Origin of the sequence: Rhodococcus sp. 14-2483-1-2 (assembly GCF_002259405.1) — a bacterium.
GTDB lineage: Bacteria > Actinomycetota > Actinomycetes > Mycobacteriales > Mycobacteriaceae > Rhodococcoides.
Genome location: NZ_NPFW01000014.1, coordinates 273,135 through 289,062 on the forward strand (window position 1 = coordinate 273,135; position 15,928 = coordinate 289,062).

Here is a 15,928-nt window from a genome sequence, read left to right on the forward strand (position 1 = left end):
GACGGATCAGGCCTTGCGACGGCCGATCACCGCAGCCAGCCCGCCGCCCACCGCGCCCAGGGCCAACGCCGTGGGCACGCCTATCTTGGCGGCCTTGCGTCCGGTGCGGTAGTCGCGGATCTCCCAGCCCCGGTTCTTGGCCAGCTCACGCAGATCGGTGTCGGGGTTGATGGCCACGGCGGTACCGACCAGCGAGAGCATCGGCACGTCGTTGTGGCTGTCCGAATATGCGGTGCAGCGCTTGAGATTGAGACCTTCACGCACCGCGAGCGAGCGCACCGCGTGCGCCTTGCCGATGCCGTGCAGGATGTCGCCGACGAGGCGGCCGGTGAACACCCCGTCCTTGCTCTCGGCGACCGTTCCGAGGGCCCCGGTCAGGCCCAGGCGCTTGGCGATGATCTGGGCGAGTTCGAGGGGAGTGGCCGTCACCAACCAGACCTGCTGGCCGGCGTCGAGGTGCATCTGGGCGAGAGCCCGGGTACCGGCCCAGATCTTGTCGGCGATCATCTCGTCGTAGATCTCTTCGCCGAGCCTGGTCAGCTCCGAGGTGGGACGTCCGGTGATGAACGAGAGCGCTTTCTCCCGTCCGCTGGCCACGTCCTCGCTGTTCTCTTTCCCACTGACCCTGAATTTGACCTGCTGCCAAGCGAATTGGGCCAGATCACCGCTGGTGAAGTATTTGCGTGCGGCCAACCCGCGAGCGAAGTGGATGATCGACGCGCCCTGCACCATCGTGTTGTCCACGTCGAAGAATGCCGCAGCAGTCAGATCCCGCGGAACGGCACCCTCGGACTCGATCTGCAACGCCAGGGCGGCATCGGCACTGGCCTGGCCTGCAACGTTGGCGCGAACCTCGGCGTCGGTCGGACCGAACGGATTGCGGATTCTGCGGATGCGGCGCTTGAACTGCTTGTCCTGGCTCGGATCGTTCGAATCGACCATGTCGATATCGGGCGTGTCCTCGATCGGCAGGTCTGGTCCCCCGTCGCTCACTTCCGTCCTCCTCCCAGTCGAGTCGCTCGCCGCAAGCCTAGTCGGGGTCGCCCGGACGCAGGCGAAGGGCAGCACTCGACGCCCTCGTCCGGACCCGGGACTGTGACCTTCGTCTCCGTTGCTGTCGTGTCACAGTGGACGGATGCAGACGACACCCACCGGCGTGGCTCTTCTCACCCGCGCAGGCTGCCATTCCTGCACTCACGCGTTCGAGGTGTTGAGCGAGGTGTGCCGTGAATTCGACGTGGCAGTCACCGTCGTCGACGTCGACGAGGCGGCAGCGGAATCGCCTGACCTGCGTGCGGAGTACGGGGATCGAGTGCCCGTGGTGCTGCTCGACGGCATCGAACACAGTTACTGGGAGGTAGACGTGCCGCGGTTGCGGGCCGATCTCGCCCGTGCAGGGCACCCTAAGAACGTGTGATTGCTCTCGCGTGTGCAGGTGAGGGCCGGTGTGCGCAACTTTGTTCATTCGTTCACAAGCAGTTACCGTGGTGTGAACAGCGTCCGTGAAATAGACACGAACGCAGGATCAGCGTGAAGACCGGCATCGACGCCGTTCGGACGAGGAGCCCCAGACGTGACCGAAGAGCGCCCGTCGCCCAGCGGCGTAGAGCGGGTCATTCCTCAGGCTACGGTCACCCGTCTGGCGACGTACCTGCGGGTCCTCTCGATCCTCGCAGACGAGGGCGTTCTCATCGTCTCCAGTGAAGAACTGGCCACCGCGGCAGGCGTCGGATCGGCGAAACTGCGCAAGGATCTTTCTTTTCTCGGCCCCAACGGCGTTCGCGGAGTCGGCTACGACGTGGCCCGCCTGCGCGCCAAGATCGACAGCGCACTCGGACTCGATCGCGGCCACCGCGTCGTGCTGGCCGGAGTCGGCAACCTCGGGCAGGCGCTGGCCGGCTACGGCGGATTCGCTCGACGCGGCTTCACGATGGTCGGGCTCTTCGACAGCGACTCCGCGCGGGTGGGCACCGACATCGACGGCCTCACCGTCCGGCACGTCGACGAACTCGCGGTCGCCTGCCGCGAACTCGAAGCCACCATCGGCGTCATCGCCACCCCCGACGAGGCCGTGCACAGCGTCGCCGAGAAGCTCGTCTCGGGCGGCGTCGAATGCATTCTGAGCTTCTCGCCGATGGTTCTCGACGTCCCCGAACACGTCGAGGTGCGCCGCGTGGACCTGGCGGTGGAGATGCAGGTGCTCTCCTTCAACAGCTCTCGCAACGTCTCCGTGCCTGCCGATATCGCCGCTCCGGCCATCGTCACCGCGCCCCGACCGCAGCCGGTCTCGCCGCCGCCTCTCACGTCGTCACCGCTCGCATCGTCACCGCTCGCATCGTCACCGCTCACGTCCACGGCACGCCTCGGCCGCAGTCACGGCCCGCGTATCGCCGGCAATCCAAGCCCAGTCAACAGTTCGACAAGAAACGGATCGGTGATTGCACCGTGAGTGTCCTTCTCGTCGGGATTTCGCACCGTAGCGCTCCCGTCGCAGTCCTCGAGCGTGTCGCCATCACGGACACCGACCGCCCGAAACTGACCGACAAGCTGATGGCCAGCGGAAGCATTTCCGAGGTCATGGTGGTGTCCACCTGCAACCGCGTGGAGATCTACGCCGTCGTCGACGCCTTCCACGGCGCGCTGACCGCCGTCGGCGAAGTTCTCGGTGAGCACTCCGGGCTCGAGATCGCGGACCTGACCAAGCACGCCTACGTCCGCTACAGCGAGGCTGCCGTCGAGCATCTCTTCGCCGTGGCCAGTGGCCTCGACTCGATGGTCATCGGCGAGCAGCAGATCCTCGGCCAGATCCGATCGGCCTACGCCGCCTCCGACGGGCAGCAGGCATCGGGTCGAGTGATGCACGAACTGGCTCAGCAGGCCCTGCGCGTGGGCAAGCGGGTGCACAGCGAAACCGGAATCGACGCCGCCGGAGCCTCGGTGGTCTCGGTCGCCCTCGACCGCGCCGCCGATCTGTTCGACGGTTCCCTCGCCGGCCGCAAGGCCGTCGTCCTCGGAGCCGGAGCGATGGGCGGCCTCGCCGTCGCCCACCTCGGTCGCGCAGGCATCGGCGAGCTGACCGTCGTCAACCGCACTCGCGAGCGTGCCGACCACCTGGCCGAGAACGCCGTCTCCAACGGCATCGCGGCAACCTCGGTCGCCCTCGAGTGCCTGGCCGACGCAGTCGCCGAGGCCGACGTCCTCGTCACCTGTACCGGAGCGGTGGGGGCCGTGGTCTCCATCGCCGACGCTCACCTCGCGCTCGCCCGCCGCGGCTCGGATCGACCGTTGGTCATCTGCGACCTCGGTCTGCCGCGCGACGTCGACGCCGCGGTGTCGGGTCTGCCGGGCATCACCGTCTTCGACATGGAGTCCCTGCAGCGCGATCCCGCTGCCGGTGCCGCGGCGAACGACGCGTCGGCCGCCCGCGAGATCGTCTCCAGTGAACTCTCGGGTTACCTTGCCGGACAACGGCTTGCCGAGGTCACCCCCACCGTCACGGCATTGCGCCAGCGCGCTGCCGAGGTGGTCGAGGGTGAGCTGCTGCGGCTCGAATCGCGGCTGCCCGGTCTCGACTCGCCGCAGCGCGACGAGGTGGCGCGCACCGTGCGCCGCGTCGTGGACAAGCTGCTGCATTCGCCCACCGTGCGGGTCAAGCAGCTCGCCAGCACGCCGGGCGGGGATTCCTACGCCGCTGCGCTGCGCGAGTTGTTCGAGCTGAGCCCCGGCTCGGTCGACGCCGTTGCCACGCCGATGGAGATCGGCTCGCTGGAACTGGTGGACGATTTCACCGCCAGCCGCACCGACCTACGCTCGGACTCCTACCCCGGCGGCACCACCGGTCAGGAGCGTGCCGAATGACCGGCATCGTCAAGATCGGTACTCGCGGAAGCCTTCTCGCGACCACCCAGGCCGACACCGTTCGAGTGGCCCTCGCGGCAGCCGGAGTCGAAGCGGAACTGGTGATCGTCAAGACTGCGGGCGACCTGTCTGCTGCTCCCGTGCAGACGATCGGCGTCGGTGTCTTCACCGCGGCGCTGCGTGAGGCCCTGGCCGACGGCACCGTCGACATCGCCGTGCACTCGTACAAGGATCTGCCGACTGCGGCCGACGACCGGTTCGTCATCGCCGCCATTCCGGCTCGCGAGGATCCTCGTGATGCCCTGGTCGCCCGTGACGGTCTGGTACTCGGTGAGTTGCCCGCCGACGCGAAGGTCGGCACGTCCGCTCCGCGCCGTATCGCTCAATTGCGCGCTCTCGGACAGGGATTGGACGTTCGGCCGTTGCGCGGCAACCTCGACACGCGGATCGGAAAGGTGGCGTCGGGTGAACTCGACGCCGTCATCGTCGCCCGCGCCGGACTGTCCCGCATCGGCCGACTCGACGTCGTCACCGAAGCACTCGACCCGGTTCAGTTGCTCCCGGCACCCGCCCAGGGAGCGCTGGCAGTCGAATGTCGCGTCGAGGACACCGATCTCGTGACCGCGATCGCCACCCTCGACGACGCACACTCACGCGCCGCGGTGGCAGCCGAACGCGGACTGCTCGCCGAACTCGAAGCCGGCTGCACCGCACCGGTCGGCGCGATCGCAGAGGTCGTCGAATCCATCGACGAGGACGGCCGCATCTTCGACGAACTGTCCCTGAGGGGCTGCGTCGCCGCCATCGACGGCAGCGACACCATCCGCGCATCGATCGTCGGGTCACCCGACCGAGCCGAGGAGCTGGGCCGAGAATTGGCCCGCGAACTGCTCGATCTCGGTGCGCGCGAACTCGTTTCGGTCACCGAACCAGCGCAGGCCGGTTCTCGGGTGCAGGGTGGATCTCATGTCTAGGGCCATAACGGCACCCGTCCGCGGACGCGCCAAACGCACGGCGACCCGTCCCGTCGTACGACGTGAGTCGATCGCCACCGCTCGACTGATTCCGAAACGGGGCACCGCAACCCCGATAGAACTGCAGTACCCACACAAGACAGCACTGGAGAACAACCGATGAGCCCAGTCCGCAAGAACACCAACGGACGGATCCTGTTCGTGGGATCCGGGCCGGGTGACCCGGCTCTGCTCACGGTCCGGGCACGGGAAGTGCTCGGAGCGGCCGAGCTCGCATTCACCGATCCCGACGTCGACAAGGGTGTCACCGCCCTGGTCGGTGCCGACGTTCCGCGTGACCCGGAGACGGGCGAGAACGGTGTCGAGGTTCGTCCGGCACTCGGCGAACCGGCCGAGGTCGCCAAAACTCTTCTGGCCGAAGCCAAGAACGGCCACGACGTGGTTCGCCTGGTCTCCGGTGATCCGCTCACGACCGACTCGGTGATCGCCGAGGTCAGCGCCGTCGCTCGCACGCACGTGCCGTTCGAGGTGCTCCCCGGTCTGCCCGCAGGATCGGCCGTCCCCAGCTACGCCGGAATGGCACTCGGCTCGGGTCACACCGAGGCCGACGTCCGCGGCGAGGTCGACTGGGCAGCGCTCGCTGCTGCTCCGGGCCCGCTGGTGCTGCACGCGACATCGGGTCACCTGGCCGAAACCGCCAGTGCCCTCGTCGAACACGGCCTGGCACCGCAGACGCCCGCGGCCATCACCGTCCGCGGCACCACCCGCCAGCAGCGCACCGTCGAGGCCACCCTCGCCACCCTCAACGACGCCGGATCCGAGCTCGTCGGATCGCTCGTCGTCACCGTGGGCAAGGTCGTCTCGGGCCGAAACAAGATGTCCTGGTGGGAATCTCGCGCACTGTACGGCTGGACCGTGCTGGTGCCCCGCACCAAGGATCAGGCCGGGGAGATGAGCGATCGCCTCGTCACCCACGGAGCGATCCCCATCGAGGTCCCGACCATCGCCGTCGAGCCTCCGCGTAGTCCGGCCCAGATGGAACGCTCCGTCAAGGGCCTGGTCGACGGCCGCTACCAGTGGGTCGTCTTCACCTCCACCAACGCCGTGCGCGCCGTGTGGGAGAAGTTCGAGGAGTTCGGCCTGGACGCTCGCGCGTTCTCGGGCGTCAAGATCGCCTGTGTCGGCGAAGCGACCGCGGCGAAGGTGCGCTCGTTCGGCATCAACCCCGAACTGGTGCCCTCGGGTGAGCAGAGCTCGCTCGGACTGCTCGAGGACTTCCCGCCGTACGACGAGGTCTTCGACCCGGTCAACCGAGTGCTGCTGCCCCGTGCAGACATCGCCACCGAAACTCTCGCCGAGGGCCTGCGTGAGCGGGGCTGGGAGATCGACGACGTCACCGCCTACCGCACCGTCCGGGCGGCACCGCCCCCCGCCGAGACCCGCGAGATGATCAAGACCGGCGGCTTCGACGCAGTGTGCTTCACGTCGAGCTCCACCGTCCGGAACCTGGTCGGCATCGCCGGAAAGCCGCACGCTCGCACACTGGTGGCGTGCATCGGCCCCAAGACCGCCGAGACGGCTGTCGAATTCGGTCTGCGCGTGGACGTGCAGCCCGAGTCGGCACAGGTCGGACCGCTGGTCGAGGCTCTCGCCGAGCACGCGGCTCGCCTGCGGGCCGAGGGTGCACTGCCCCCGCCGCGAAAGAAGTCGCGCCGCCGGTAACTCGGCCGCGGATCTGACGATCGGCACACCCGGTCCGTAAGGAGTTCGCTTGTTCCCCACCGACCGTCCCCGACGCCTGCGCCGCACCCCGGCACTGCGTCGACTCGTGGCCGAGACCTCGCTCGAGGCACGGCATCTGGTGCTGCCGATGTTCGTGGCCGACGGCATCACCGAGCCTCGGGCGATCAGCTCGATGCCCGGGGTGTACCAGCACACGCTGGATTCGCTGAGCGCTGCGGCCGAGGAGGCCGTCGCGGCCGGCGTCGGCGGCGTGATGCTGTTCGGAGTACCGAGGACCGAGGACAAGGACGAGACCGGCTCGGGCGCAACCGACCCGGACGGAATTCTCAATCGGGGTCTGGCGCGGCTGAAGGCCGACCTCGGGGATTCGACCGTCATCATGGCCGACACCTGCTTGGACGAGTTCACCTCCCACGGGCACTGCGGAGTCCTGGGGGAGAACGGTTCCATCGACAACGACGCCACCCTGCTGCGCTACGTCGACATGGCCGTCGCGCAGGCGGAGTCCGGTGCGCACCTGCTCGGACCCAGCGGAATGATGGACGGGCAGGTCGGTGCCATCCGCGCCGGACTCGACGCTGCCGGCCACGTCGAGGTCGGTCAGCTGGCGTACTCGGCGAAGTACGCCTCGGCGTTCTACGGACCGTTCCGCGAAGCAGTGGGGTCCTCGTTGCAGGGCGATCGCCGGACGTACCAGCAGGATGCGGCCAACCGCCGCGAGGCCACCCACGAGGTGGAGCTCGATCTCGCCGAGGGCGCCGACATGGTGATGGTCAAGCCGGCGATGTCGTATCTCGATATTCTTCGCGACGTCGCCGAGATGTCACCGGTTCCGGTTGCGGCGTACCAGATCTCCGGGGAATATGCCATGATCACCGCCGCCGCGCAGAACGGGTGGATCGACCGCGACGCAGCGGTACTGGAATCGCTCGTCGGCATTCGGCGCGCCGGTGCCGACGTCGTACTGACCTATTGGGCTACCGAAGTGGCGGGCTGGTTGTGAACGAATATCCTCCGAACAACAACCCCGACAGCAACACACCGGGCAACCCGCCGCCGCAGCCGGATTGGCAGCGCTGGGAAATGGAACACGGGTTTCCGCAGACCGGACCGGAGCTCGAGCCGACCCCGCGTCCGGCCCCCGTCGACGTCGAGACCGCACGCCACCTGTGGTGGGGAGTGGCGCTGATCGGCGCGATCTCGGCGCTGTTCTCGGTGTGGACGCTGTTCGGGGCGCGCGAGGAATTCGCACAGTCGCTGCTCGACGATCTCGCAGCGCAGGACGCGGCCGCCGACATGACGGTGGAGTCCACGCAGTCGATGGTGACGGTGATGCTCGTCGTCACGGTGTTCGTCGTGCTCGGTTTCGGGGCGTTGTTCCTGTTCTGGGTCAAGCGAATGCGTGCGGGCAAGATGTGGGCGCGCATGGTGCTCACCATCATCGGATCGTTCACCGTGTTCACCACGATCCTCGAGCTGTTCTCCATTGCGTCGAGCTCGGGTGCGATGAACGTCGTGATGAGTGTGCTCGGCATCGGCCAGGGTGTGCTGGCAGCCGGGGCGATCTACCTGATGCATCGTCGGGAATCCAACGAATACTTCGTCGCCGCTTCGGGAAAACGATAGTTTCGGGCGTGTTCTCGGTGTCGGTACCGACTGTGTGACTAGCATCACTGTCGATATCTTCTCGAGTGATCGGACCCGACATGGCAGAGAACACCCCTGCAGCAGCGAGCATCACGCAGCCGACCGCAGCACCGGCCGTCGATCGCGAGCCCTGTCCCGCCGAGAGCGGTCGCCCCGGCTGGGCACTGCTCGGACTGTTGCTCGCCGTATCGGCCGCCATCGCGATCATGGCTCTGGGAATCTCTGCAGGCTGAGCGCGTCGCGTCGGCGGGAAAGAATCTCTGCCGGCCGAACGCACCTCTCGCCCACGGTGGCAGGATGTCTGGCGTGAGCGCAGACACCGACGCACCGATCGCCCGTCCCCGAGTGGTTTCCGCCGCCTACTGGCTGTGGTTGGCCTCGGCGGTGCTGCTGATCGTCGTGTGCATGATCGCCCTGACGCTCCCCGCCGACCAGATCCGCGCGTCGTTCACCACCGGCGGTGCGACGGACGAACAGATCGATTCCTTCCTGACGGTGTTTCGTGGACTCGGCGTGATCTTCGGAGTGGTCGGCCTGGCCGTCGGTTTGATGTCGGGCCCGGTTCGCGGTGGAGATCGCAGGTTCCGACGCGCCCTCGTGGCCCTGTCCGGAGCCGTCGCGCTGCTGCTGACGTTCGCCGCGTTGGTGTTTCCGTTCGTGCTGCTGGTGATCACCGTCGCGCTGGTCGTCGCAGCCGTTCTCGTCTATCGGCCGTCGGCGCGGGAGTGGTTCGTCCGTGAGCAGTGAGATGAACAGTGACATGAACAGCGAGACTCCCATCGACGATCCCGTGCTCTTCCACGAGCCCGGTGGTCGGTGGCGCATGTTGGCGTGGGGGCCGGTGTTCTGCCTCGTGGTCCTTGCGGTCGAACTCGCATCCGGCCCGGTGATCCACTGGTTCGCCCTCGCACTGTTCTCGCTGATCCTCGTCGGTCTCACATACGTCCAGCTGCGTGCCGCGCGGATGCACGTGAGCGTCGAACTCACCACGCGTCGGCTCAGGCAGGGAACCGAGACCGTCGATCTGGACGAGATAGACGACATCCTGCCGCCAGCGGAGTACGCCGACGGTGACTACGAGCCGAAGAAGTGGGAGACCGCGCGGGTACTCGGGGAGCTGTCGGGTGTACCGCGCAAGCGTCACGGCATCGGGCTGCGTCTGGTGGGCGGCGGACTGGTGCAGGCGTGGGCGAAGGACGACGACGGGTTGCGTGCGGCCCTCGAAACGGCGAAGCGGGAGTACCTGTGAGGAAGTCCCTCGGGTGGGCGGAGCTGGTATGTGCTCTGCTCGCGGTGATCGGAGCTGTGGCGTGCTGGAACGCGGGCGTGCGCACCACCGAGTTTCCCGCGGTTCCCGATGTGTCCCCGGCGTATTCGGGGACGTTCTACTCGGGCTCCTGGATCGCGCTGGCCGCGCTGGCCGTCATCGTGGCCGGACTGCTGATGGTCGACGGCGTTCGTCGAGTCGCGTCGAAGTAGCGCACCCCCTACCGGGTAGGGGTATGCTGGGCGTTATGAGCAGCTACAGCGCCGAGCAGGACGACCTGCTGAAGCGATTGCGTCGTATCGAGGGCCAAGTGGCCGGGATTTCGAGAATGGTCGCAGACGACCGCTATTGCATCGACGTCCTGACCCAGGTGTCCGCGGCGACCAAGGCTCTGCAATCGGTCTCGTTGAAGCTCCTCGACGCCCACCTCGCCGGATGCGTCGTCGAGGCCGCGAGGCAGGGCGGACCCGAGGCGGACGCGAAAGTGAAAGAGGCGTCCGAGGCCATCGCGCGCCTGGTTCGTTCCTGACTAAGAGGGGAAGATTTCGGATGCAGACGACATATTCGGTCGAGGGCATGACGTGCGGGCATTGCGCGGCGTCGGTGAAAGAAGAAGTATCGGAGATCTCGGGAGTCACCGGCGTCGACGTCGATGTGGACTCCGGTGCGGTCGTGGTGAGCAGCGATTCGAAGCTCGATACCGCGACGGTGGACGCTGCGGTCGTCGAAGCCGGGTATCGACTGGTGTCCTGAGCACGACTGCGCTCCGTCGGTGGTTCGGAAGTCGCGAAAACGGTGATACCGGAAGAATGGGACTTACCGAACATCGTCAGGAGCGCTCGTGAAGAAACCGGTCACCGGCGCAGCGGTCATCGCCATCAGCGTCGCCCTGGTAGCGGCCTGTTCGACGGACACCACCGGACAGGGAGGTAGTGCAGAGTCGACCGAGTCGCCCGCGACCTCGTCGTCGCCGGGCTCTTTTTCCGAAGCTGCTCCCTCCCCGGGCGCGCCTGCCGGGCCGCTGCCGAACCTGTCGGTCACCACCGTGCTCGATGGCCTCGACAAACCCTGGGACGTGGTGGTTGCTCCCGATGGCACGGTGCTGACCGGAGAGCGCTCCGGCCGGTTCGTCATCCGCGACTCCGCAGGAGTCCAGCGTGAACTGAGCGCGGACCTCGGCGATCTCTACGCCGCCGGTGAGACCGGGCTCATGGGTATCGCACTGGCTACCGATTTCGAGTCCTCTCGAACCGTGTTCACGTGCCAGGGGCGCCAAGGCAGCGGCGAGAACAGCATTGCCGTCGTGTCGTGGACCGTCGATCCGGGGTGGACGGCCCTGACGAGAACCGGCACTCTCGTCGACGACATTCCCGTCGCCGACGGCGGGCGTCACGGTGGCTGCCGCATCCTGGCTCATCCCGACGGCACGCTGTACATCGGCACCGGGGACACTGCGAGCCCCGGTGTTCCTCAGGACCGAAACTCACTGGGCGGCAAGGTGTTGCACGTCAACGCCGACGGCACCGCCGCAGCCGACGCGCCGGACCGCATCTTCACTCTCGGTCATCGCAATGTGCAGGGACTGGCGATCCGTCCCGGAACCGATCAGATCTTCGAGGTCGAGCAGGGGACGAGCCGAGACGACGAGCTGAACCTGCTGGTGCCGGGCGGCAACTACGGTTATCGCCCCGATCGACGCCCGTCGGTCTACGACGAATCGGTCCCCATGACCGACCCCGATCGGGTTCCCGGTGCTCTGCCTGCAGTGTGGAGTTCGGGTGATCCGACCATCGCCACCCCCGACGTCACGTTCACCGACGGTGAGCAGTGGGGCTCCTGGAACGGTGCCGCGGTGATCTCGAGCCAGCAGGGAGAGAAGCTCGTCTTCCTGGCATTGTCGGAGGACGGAACCGAGTACGTCGCCGAGGCGGAGGCACTGGACGGCACCTACGGCAGGCTGCGCTCGCTGACCCCCTTCGGAAGCGACGGCGGCTTCCTGCTCACCACCGACAACGGATCCGACGATCAGGTATTGCTCGTCACGCCCGAGGTCGGCTGACCCGAGGTTGCCGTCACTGTGGGTGAGCTGGGATCACGGTGGACTCGTTCTGCTGCCCGGCACCGAATTGCGTCGTGAGTCGGCAAGCATCCTCTCGAGTGTGTTTAAGATCATGTGATATCGGTCATATCGGCCCGGTCGTCGATCGTCGTCAGGAGTGTGGATGAACAAGCTGGTGTCCAGTTCCGGAGTAATCGCCGCCAGCGTCTTCCTGACGCTCGCCGGTACCACTACCGCGACGGCGCAGGCCGATCCTCTCCCCGATCTGACGGTCACCACAGTGCTCGACGGACTCGCGAAGCCGTGGGATGCGGTGGTCGCGCCCGACGGAACGGTGCTGACGGGCGAGCGTTCCGGGCGGTTCGTGATCCGCGACGTCGACGGTGCCACCCGCGAGCTCGCCGCCGACCTCGATGACCTCTACGCGTCCGGTGAAACGGGCCTCATGGGCATCGCACTCGCGACGGATTTCGCCGCATCCAGAACCATCTACACATGCCAGGGCGTGCAGGGCTCCGGAGGCGGCACCGGTAGCGCGGGAACCGGCAGTGCCGGCGGTGGCAGCGACAACTACATCGCCGTCCTGTCGTGGACCGTCGACCCGGAGTGGACCGCTCTCACGCGCACCGGCACCCTCGTCGACGACATTCCTGTCGCCGACGGCGGGCGTCACGGTGGCTGCCGAATTCTCGCTCATCCCGACGGCACCCTGTACGTCGGGACCGGAGACACGGCGTCGCCGACGGTTCCGCAGGATCGGAACTCGTTGGGCGGCAAGGTTCTGCACATCGATGCCGACGGTTCGGCGGCCGCGGGATCACCGGATCGCATCTTCACTCTGGGACATCGAAACGTGCAGGGCTTGGCGATTCGTCCCGGCACCGATCAGATCTACGAGGTGGAGCAGGGGACGAGCCGAGACGACGAGCTGAACCTGCTGGTGCCCGGCGGCAACTACGGTTACCGCCCCGATCGACTCCCGGTGATCTACGACGAGTCGGTGCCGATGACCGATCCCACTCGTGTGCCCGGTGCGCTCGCAGCAGTATGGAGCTCGGGCAGTCCCGCCATCGCCACGCCCGGTCTGACCTTCGCGAACGGCGCGGGATGGGGCTCCTGGAACGGAGCCGCGGTGATATCGAGTCAGCAGGACGAGAAGCTCGTGTTTCTCAAGCTCTCCGAGGACGGGACGGAGTACGTCGACGAGGCCGACGCCCTGGTGGGTTCCTACGGTCGACTGCGCTCGCTCACCAGCTTCGGCGACGACGGGGCTTTCCTGCTGACCACCGACAACGGATCGAACGACAAGGTTCTGCTCGTCACCCCCGCTGCCGACTGATGTGCGGCCCCGAGGTCGTCGAGACCGTTCACCGCAGAATCGGACGTAGGGCACTGTTCGGGTCGTTGGGGGCCGCCGCGTTGACCGTTGCGACGGCCGGTGCCGTGCGCGCCGAACCGGTTGTCGCGTCGGCCATTCCGGCGGGCCGACTGATCGACCTGACACACACCCTGAGCCCGACGTTTCCGGTGTGGCCGGGCAGCGAACCGTTCTCGATGCGGCCGGTTGCCGCCTACGAGTTGGGCGGCTTCCTGGTGAACAAGCTCTCGTACTGGGAGCACACGGGCACGCACATCGATGCCCCGGCGCACCGTGTCCGTGGCGGCGCGACGGCCGATGTCCTGCCGCTGGAGGATCTGATTGCCCCGCTGGTCGTGGTGGACATCTCGGCCAGGACCGCGTCGGATCCGGACGCCGCGGTGACGATCGAGGACATCGCGCAGTGGGAGCGTGAGCACGGCCGGATTCCGGACCGCGCGTTGGTGGTGATGCACAGTCGCTGGCAGAACAGGCTCGCCGAGCCTGCTGCTCCAGGCTTCGGCGGCGAGGCGGCGCAGATGTTGGTGCAGGAGCGCAACATCGTCGGAATCGGGGTCGACACGCTCAGCCTCGACCGGATGAACGACCGCGAATACCCCGCTCACACAGCGGTTCTCGGGGCAGGCCGCTACGGAGTCGAAGCGCTCGCGAATCTGGAGGCGGTGCCCCCGGCAGGGGCGACGGTCGTCGTCGGCGCACCGAAGCACGCGGGCGCGACCGGCGGTCCCTGCCGGGTTTTCGCGGTAGTTCCCGGCTGAACCCAGCTACGCATCAGTGCGCGTGGCTGGGGTTCGAGGCCGGCTCTTCCTCGCTACCCGCACCGGGCTCGCCGAGCATCGCGGCACCGACCAAAGCGTCGGGAATTCCGAAGCCGTCGACGAGCAGTTCGGCGTGCGGACGCAGGGTGCGGCACCGTTCGTTGATGGCGCGCGTGACGGCCTTGGATCGCTCGGTGGACAGGTAGCGGTGCTCGATGAACCAGGCCTTGTCCGCCTCGATCACCGACAGCGCGTACAGGTCGCAGACCTCGTCGAGCAGATCCTTGGTGGCGGGATCCTCACACGATTCGATACCGGCGATGAACGCCTCGAAGATGATGCGGTCGATATGCGCGCTCGCGGCATGGAGCACGTGATCCTGCACCGCGTTGAACGCCTCGAACGGGCTGGTCTCCTTGGACTTGGACTGCAGCCGGCGTGCGACGGTGGAGAGCAGGTACTCCTCGCGATCCTCGAACATCTTGACCTGGGTGCCGCGGTTGAACAGCGACCCCTCCTCCTCGTTGTCCTGACGTCGATCGAGGATGGTCTGCATGATCGCTTGGGCCGCAGTGCGTTTGACGACGCGGTCGCCCACCATGTCGGCGGCGAACTTGACCCATTCGACCGGGCTCATGGACTTGACGTCGTCCGCGTACGCGGTGAGCAGCTCCTTGGCGACCAGCTGCGTGAGCACGTGATTGTCGCCCTCGAACGTGGTGAACACATCGGTGTCGGCCTTGAGGGAGATCAATCGGTTCTCGGCGAGATAGCCTGCGCCGCCGCATGCTTCGCGGGCTTCCTGGATCGCGGCGGTCGCATGCCAGGTGTTCGCGGCCTTGAGGCCTGCCGCCCTGGACTCGAGCTCGCGCTGCTCCTCGGCGTCGGGGTTGTCCGCGGTCTGCAGCTCGTGCATCTTCGACACGAGCTCGTTCTGTGCGAACTGCAGGGCGTAGGACTTGGCGATGAGCGGGAACAGTCGACGCTGATGCACCAGGTAGTCCATGATCAGGACCTCCTGATCGGAATCGGGTGCGGCGAACTGCCTGCGCTGCAACGCATATCGCGTCGCGATGTCGAGGGCGACGCGGGCGGCTGCGGCGGCACTGCCGCCGACCGTGACGCGGCCGCGGATCAACGTGCCGAGCATCGTGAAGAACCGTCGAGACTTGTTCTCGATGGGAGAGGAGTACGTACCGTCGGCGGACACGTCGGCGTACTTGTTGAGCAGGTTGTCGCGCGGGATGCGGACGTGATCGAACATGAGGCGGCCGTTGTCGACGCCGGGTAGACCACCCTTGTACTGGCAGTCCGAGGTGGTGACACCGGGCAGATCGTCACCGTTCTCGTCGCGGAGCGGAACGAAGAAGCAGTGAACGCCGTGACCCTCGGGCTCCTCGCCCGGGCCTGCGGTGATCAGCTGTGCGAACACGGCGGCGACGGTCGCGGTTTCGGCGGCACCGCCGATGTAGTCCTTGCGCGAGGACGGCGTCGGAGAATTGATGACGAACTCGTCCGTCTTCGGGTCGTACGTGGCCGTGGTCTCGAGCGACTGCACATCGCTGCCGTGTCCGGTCTCGGTCATGGCGAAACAACCGAGCAGATCGAGGCTGATGATCCTGGGGACGTATGCCTCGTGATGGCGTTCGGTGCCGAGGTTCTCGATGGCACCGCCGAACAGTCCCCACTGGACGCCGGCCTTGACCATCAGCGACAGGTCGCTCATCGCGAGCATCTCGATCATCGTCACCGCTGCGCCGACGTCGCCGGTACCGCCATGTTCCTTCTTGAAGCCGTTGTCGGCTGCACCGGCAGCGGCGAGCAACTTGAGCTGCTCCATTGCCTTCGTGCGGGCGATGACGGTGTTCGGCGTGTAGTGCGGACGGAACTCGTCGCGTGCAAGTTGCTGACGCGCCTGGTTCTTCACATCTCGCCAGCGGCCGTCCAGAGTGTTCCGAAGGTGATCCGTTGTGGTTGCCATACTCGACGGTAACCTTTTGCCGCCGCGCGTGAGGGCCGGAAAGTCAGACCGGCCAGACGAATTCTCTGAACACCGCTCTGCAGTTGCGCCAGAAGCCCGTTTTCGCGTACGGGCCGTCGTGGAACAGCGACGCACAGTTGTCCTCCAGAGCCCTGTTCACCAGGGGGCTGAAGTCGGTGAATTCGCTGACCAGGAACTCCTTGAAGCCCGACGGCCAGGCGTGCTGGGCTGGTTCGTGTTGTGCCTCCACGACCGCGAGTGTA

Annotated in this window: 20 protein-coding genes; 17 read left to right on the forward strand and 3 right to left on the reverse strand. The window is 66.8% G+C overall.

Annotated features, from left to right (window positions below; genetic code table 11):
• Window positions 1-6 precede the first annotated feature (6 nt).
• On the reverse strand, window positions 7-942 hold the full coding sequence (locus CH295_RS14800) for an HAD family hydrolase (protein ID WP_252342059.1): 936 nt from the start codon (window positions 940-942) through the stop codon (window positions 7-9).
• A gap of 193 nt (window positions 943-1,135) precedes the next feature.
• On the opposite strand from CH295_RS14800, the gene CH295_RS14805 reads away from it, so the two are divergent.
• The 17 genes from CH295_RS14805 (at window position 1,136) to CH295_RS14880 (ending at window position 13,684) form a co-directional block, all read left to right on the forward strand.
• Window positions 1,136-1,417 (forward strand): glutaredoxin family protein, encoded by a 282-nt coding sequence (locus tag CH295_RS14805; RefSeq protein ID WP_037186951.1) that lies wholly within the window; start codon window positions 1,136-1,138, stop codon window positions 1,415-1,417.
• A 156-nt stretch (window positions 1,418-1,573) separates the two neighbouring features.
• On the forward strand, window positions 1,574-2,449 hold the full coding sequence (locus CH295_RS14810; RefSeq protein WP_094741130.1) for a redox-sensing transcriptional repressor Rex: 876 nt from the start codon (window positions 1,574-1,576) through the stop codon (window positions 2,447-2,449).
• Window positions 2,446-3,858, forward strand: coding sequence for a glutamyl-tRNA reductase (locus CH295_RS14815; protein WP_094741131.1), 1,413 nt, complete (start codon window positions 2,446-2,448; stop codon window positions 3,856-3,858). The genes CH295_RS14810 and CH295_RS14815 overlap by 4 nt, the downstream gene beginning before the upstream one ends.
• A gap of 5 nt (window positions 3,859-3,863) precedes the next feature.
• Complete coding sequence (hemC, locus tag CH295_RS14820; RefSeq protein ID WP_094632778.1) at window positions 3,864-4,832, forward strand: hydroxymethylbilane synthase; 969 nt, start codon at window positions 3,864-3,866, stop codon at window positions 4,830-4,832.
• On the forward strand, window positions 4,825-4,995 hold the full coding sequence (locus CH295_RS27805; protein ID WP_155289207.1) for a hypothetical protein: 171 nt from the start codon (window positions 4,825-4,827) through the stop codon (window positions 4,993-4,995). Before hemC ends, CH295_RS27805 begins: the two co-directional genes overlap by 8 nt.
• Complete coding sequence (locus tag CH295_RS14825) at window positions 4,992-6,554, forward strand: bifunctional uroporphyrinogen-III C-methyltransferase/uroporphyrinogen-III synthase (RefSeq protein WP_037186964.1); 1,563 nt, start codon at window positions 4,992-4,994, stop codon at window positions 6,552-6,554. Before CH295_RS27805 ends, CH295_RS14825 begins: the two co-directional genes overlap by 4 nt.
• A 49-nt stretch (window positions 6,555-6,603) precedes the next feature.
• Window positions 6,604-7,578 carry a porphobilinogen synthase gene (gene hemB, locus CH295_RS14830; RefSeq protein ID WP_094741132.1) on the forward strand — a complete coding sequence of 325 codons (975 nt, stop codon included), beginning with the start codon at window positions 6,604-6,606 and terminating at the stop codon, window positions 7,576-7,578.
• A complete protein-coding gene (locus tag CH295_RS14835; protein WP_094741133.1) occupies window positions 7,575-8,201 on the forward strand; it encodes a hypothetical protein in 627 nt (208 codons plus the stop codon). Before hemB ends, CH295_RS14835 begins: the two co-directional genes overlap by 4 nt.
• 80 nt (window positions 8,202-8,281) lie before the next feature.
• A complete protein-coding gene (locus CH295_RS27810) occupies window positions 8,282-8,455 on the forward strand; it encodes a hypothetical protein (protein WP_155292870.1) in 174 nt (57 codons plus the stop codon).
• 73 nt (window positions 8,456-8,528) lie between these two features.
• Window positions 8,529-8,969, forward strand: coding sequence for a hypothetical protein (locus tag CH295_RS14845; protein ID WP_082323454.1), 441 nt, complete (start codon window positions 8,529-8,531; stop codon window positions 8,967-8,969).
• A gap of 13 nt (window positions 8,970-8,982) precedes the next feature.
• Window positions 8,983-9,471, forward strand: coding sequence for a transport-regulating membrane protein Mce1N (gene mce1N, locus CH295_RS14850; RefSeq protein WP_037188665.1), 489 nt, complete (start codon window positions 8,983-8,985; stop codon window positions 9,469-9,471).
• Window positions 9,468-9,701 carry a hypothetical protein gene (locus CH295_RS14855; RefSeq protein WP_037186977.1) on the forward strand — a complete coding sequence of 78 codons (234 nt, stop codon included), beginning with the start codon at window positions 9,468-9,470 and terminating at the stop codon, window positions 9,699-9,701. The genes mce1N and CH295_RS14855 overlap by 4 nt, the downstream gene beginning before the upstream one ends.
• Before the next feature lie 35 nt (window positions 9,702-9,736).
• The gene (locus tag CH295_RS14860; protein WP_037188667.1) at window positions 9,737-10,018 is read left to right on the forward strand and encodes a metal-sensitive transcriptional regulator; all 282 of its coding nucleotides are present in this window, start codon (window positions 9,737-9,739) and stop codon (window positions 10,016-10,018) included.
• Window positions 10,019-10,038: 20 nt separating this feature from the next.
• Entirely contained in the window at window positions 10,039-10,242 is a 204-nt protein-coding gene (locus CH295_RS14865; RefSeq protein ID WP_037186980.1) for a heavy-metal-associated domain-containing protein, read from the forward strand.
• An 88-nt stretch (window positions 10,243-10,330) separates the two neighbouring features.
• A complete protein-coding gene (locus CH295_RS14870) occupies window positions 10,331-11,548 on the forward strand; it encodes a PQQ-dependent sugar dehydrogenase (RefSeq protein ID WP_252342049.1) in 1,218 nt (405 codons plus the stop codon).
• 163 nt (window positions 11,549-11,711) lie between these two features.
• Window positions 11,712-12,887 carry a PQQ-dependent sugar dehydrogenase gene (locus tag CH295_RS14875; protein ID WP_094741134.1) on the forward strand — a complete coding sequence of 392 codons (1,176 nt, stop codon included), beginning with the start codon at window positions 11,712-11,714 and terminating at the stop codon, window positions 12,885-12,887.
• Window positions 12,887-13,684 (forward strand): cyclase family protein, encoded by a 798-nt coding sequence (locus CH295_RS14880; RefSeq protein WP_094741135.1) that lies wholly within the window; start codon window positions 12,887-12,889, stop codon window positions 13,682-13,684. The genes CH295_RS14875 and CH295_RS14880 overlap by 1 nt, the downstream gene beginning before the upstream one ends.
• A 13-nt stretch (window positions 13,685-13,697) precedes the next feature.
• Here CH295_RS14880 and CH295_RS14885 read toward each other — a convergent pair whose 3' ends face one another.
• Together CH295_RS14885 and CH295_RS14890 are read right to left on the reverse strand one after the other, a co-directional pair.
• On the reverse strand, window positions 13,698-15,665 hold the full coding sequence (locus CH295_RS14885; RefSeq protein WP_094741136.1) for an acyl-CoA dehydrogenase family protein: 1,968 nt from the start codon (window positions 15,663-15,665) through the stop codon (window positions 13,698-13,700).
• Between the two features lie 43 nt (window positions 15,666-15,708).
• Entirely contained in the window at window positions 15,709-15,915 is a 207-nt protein-coding gene (locus CH295_RS14890; RefSeq protein WP_037186995.1) for a hypothetical protein, read from the reverse strand.
• Between the last annotated feature and the right edge of the window lie 13 nt (window positions 15,916-15,928).

Bases quoted from the DNA above. Each gene is read 5' to 3' on its own strand.
- CH295_RS14800 (WP_252342059.1), bottom strand. From the start codon at position 942: ATGGTCGATTCGAACGATCCGAGCCAGGACAAGCAGTTCAAGCGCCGC.
- CH295_RS14805 (WP_037186951.1), top strand. From the start codon at position 1,136: ATGCAGACGACACCCACCGGCGTGGCTCTTCTCACCCGCGCAGGCTGC.
- CH295_RS27805 (WP_155289207.1), top strand. From the start codon at position 4,825: ATGTCTAGGGCCATAACGGCACCCGTCCGCGGACGCGCCAAACGCACG.
- CH295_RS14825 (WP_037186964.1), top strand. From the start codon at position 4,992: ATGAGCCCAGTCCGCAAGAACACCAACGGACGGATCCTGTTCGTGGGA.
- CH295_RS27810 (WP_155292870.1), top strand. From the start codon at position 8,282: ATGGCAGAGAACACCCCTGCAGCAGCGAGCATCACGCAGCCGACCGCA.
- mce1N (WP_037188665.1), top strand. From the start codon at position 8,983: ATGAACAGCGAGACTCCCATCGACGATCCCGTGCTCTTCCACGAGCCC.
- CH295_RS14860 (WP_037188667.1), top strand. From the start codon at position 9,737: ATGAGCAGCTACAGCGCCGAGCAGGACGACCTGCTGAAGCGATTGCGT.
- CH295_RS14865 (WP_037186980.1), top strand. From the start codon at position 10,039: ATGCAGACGACATATTCGGTCGAGGGCATGACGTGCGGGCATTGCGCG.
- CH295_RS14875 (WP_094741134.1), top strand. From the start codon at position 11,712: ATGAACAAGCTGGTGTCCAGTTCCGGAGTAATCGCCGCCAGCGTCTTC.
- CH295_RS14880 (WP_094741135.1), top strand. From the start codon at position 12,887: ATGTGCGGCCCCGAGGTCGTCGAGACCGTTCACCGCAGAATCGGACGT.
- CH295_RS14885 (WP_094741136.1), bottom strand. From the start codon at position 15,665: ATGGCAACCACAACGGATCACCTTCGGAACACTCTGGACGGCCGCTGG.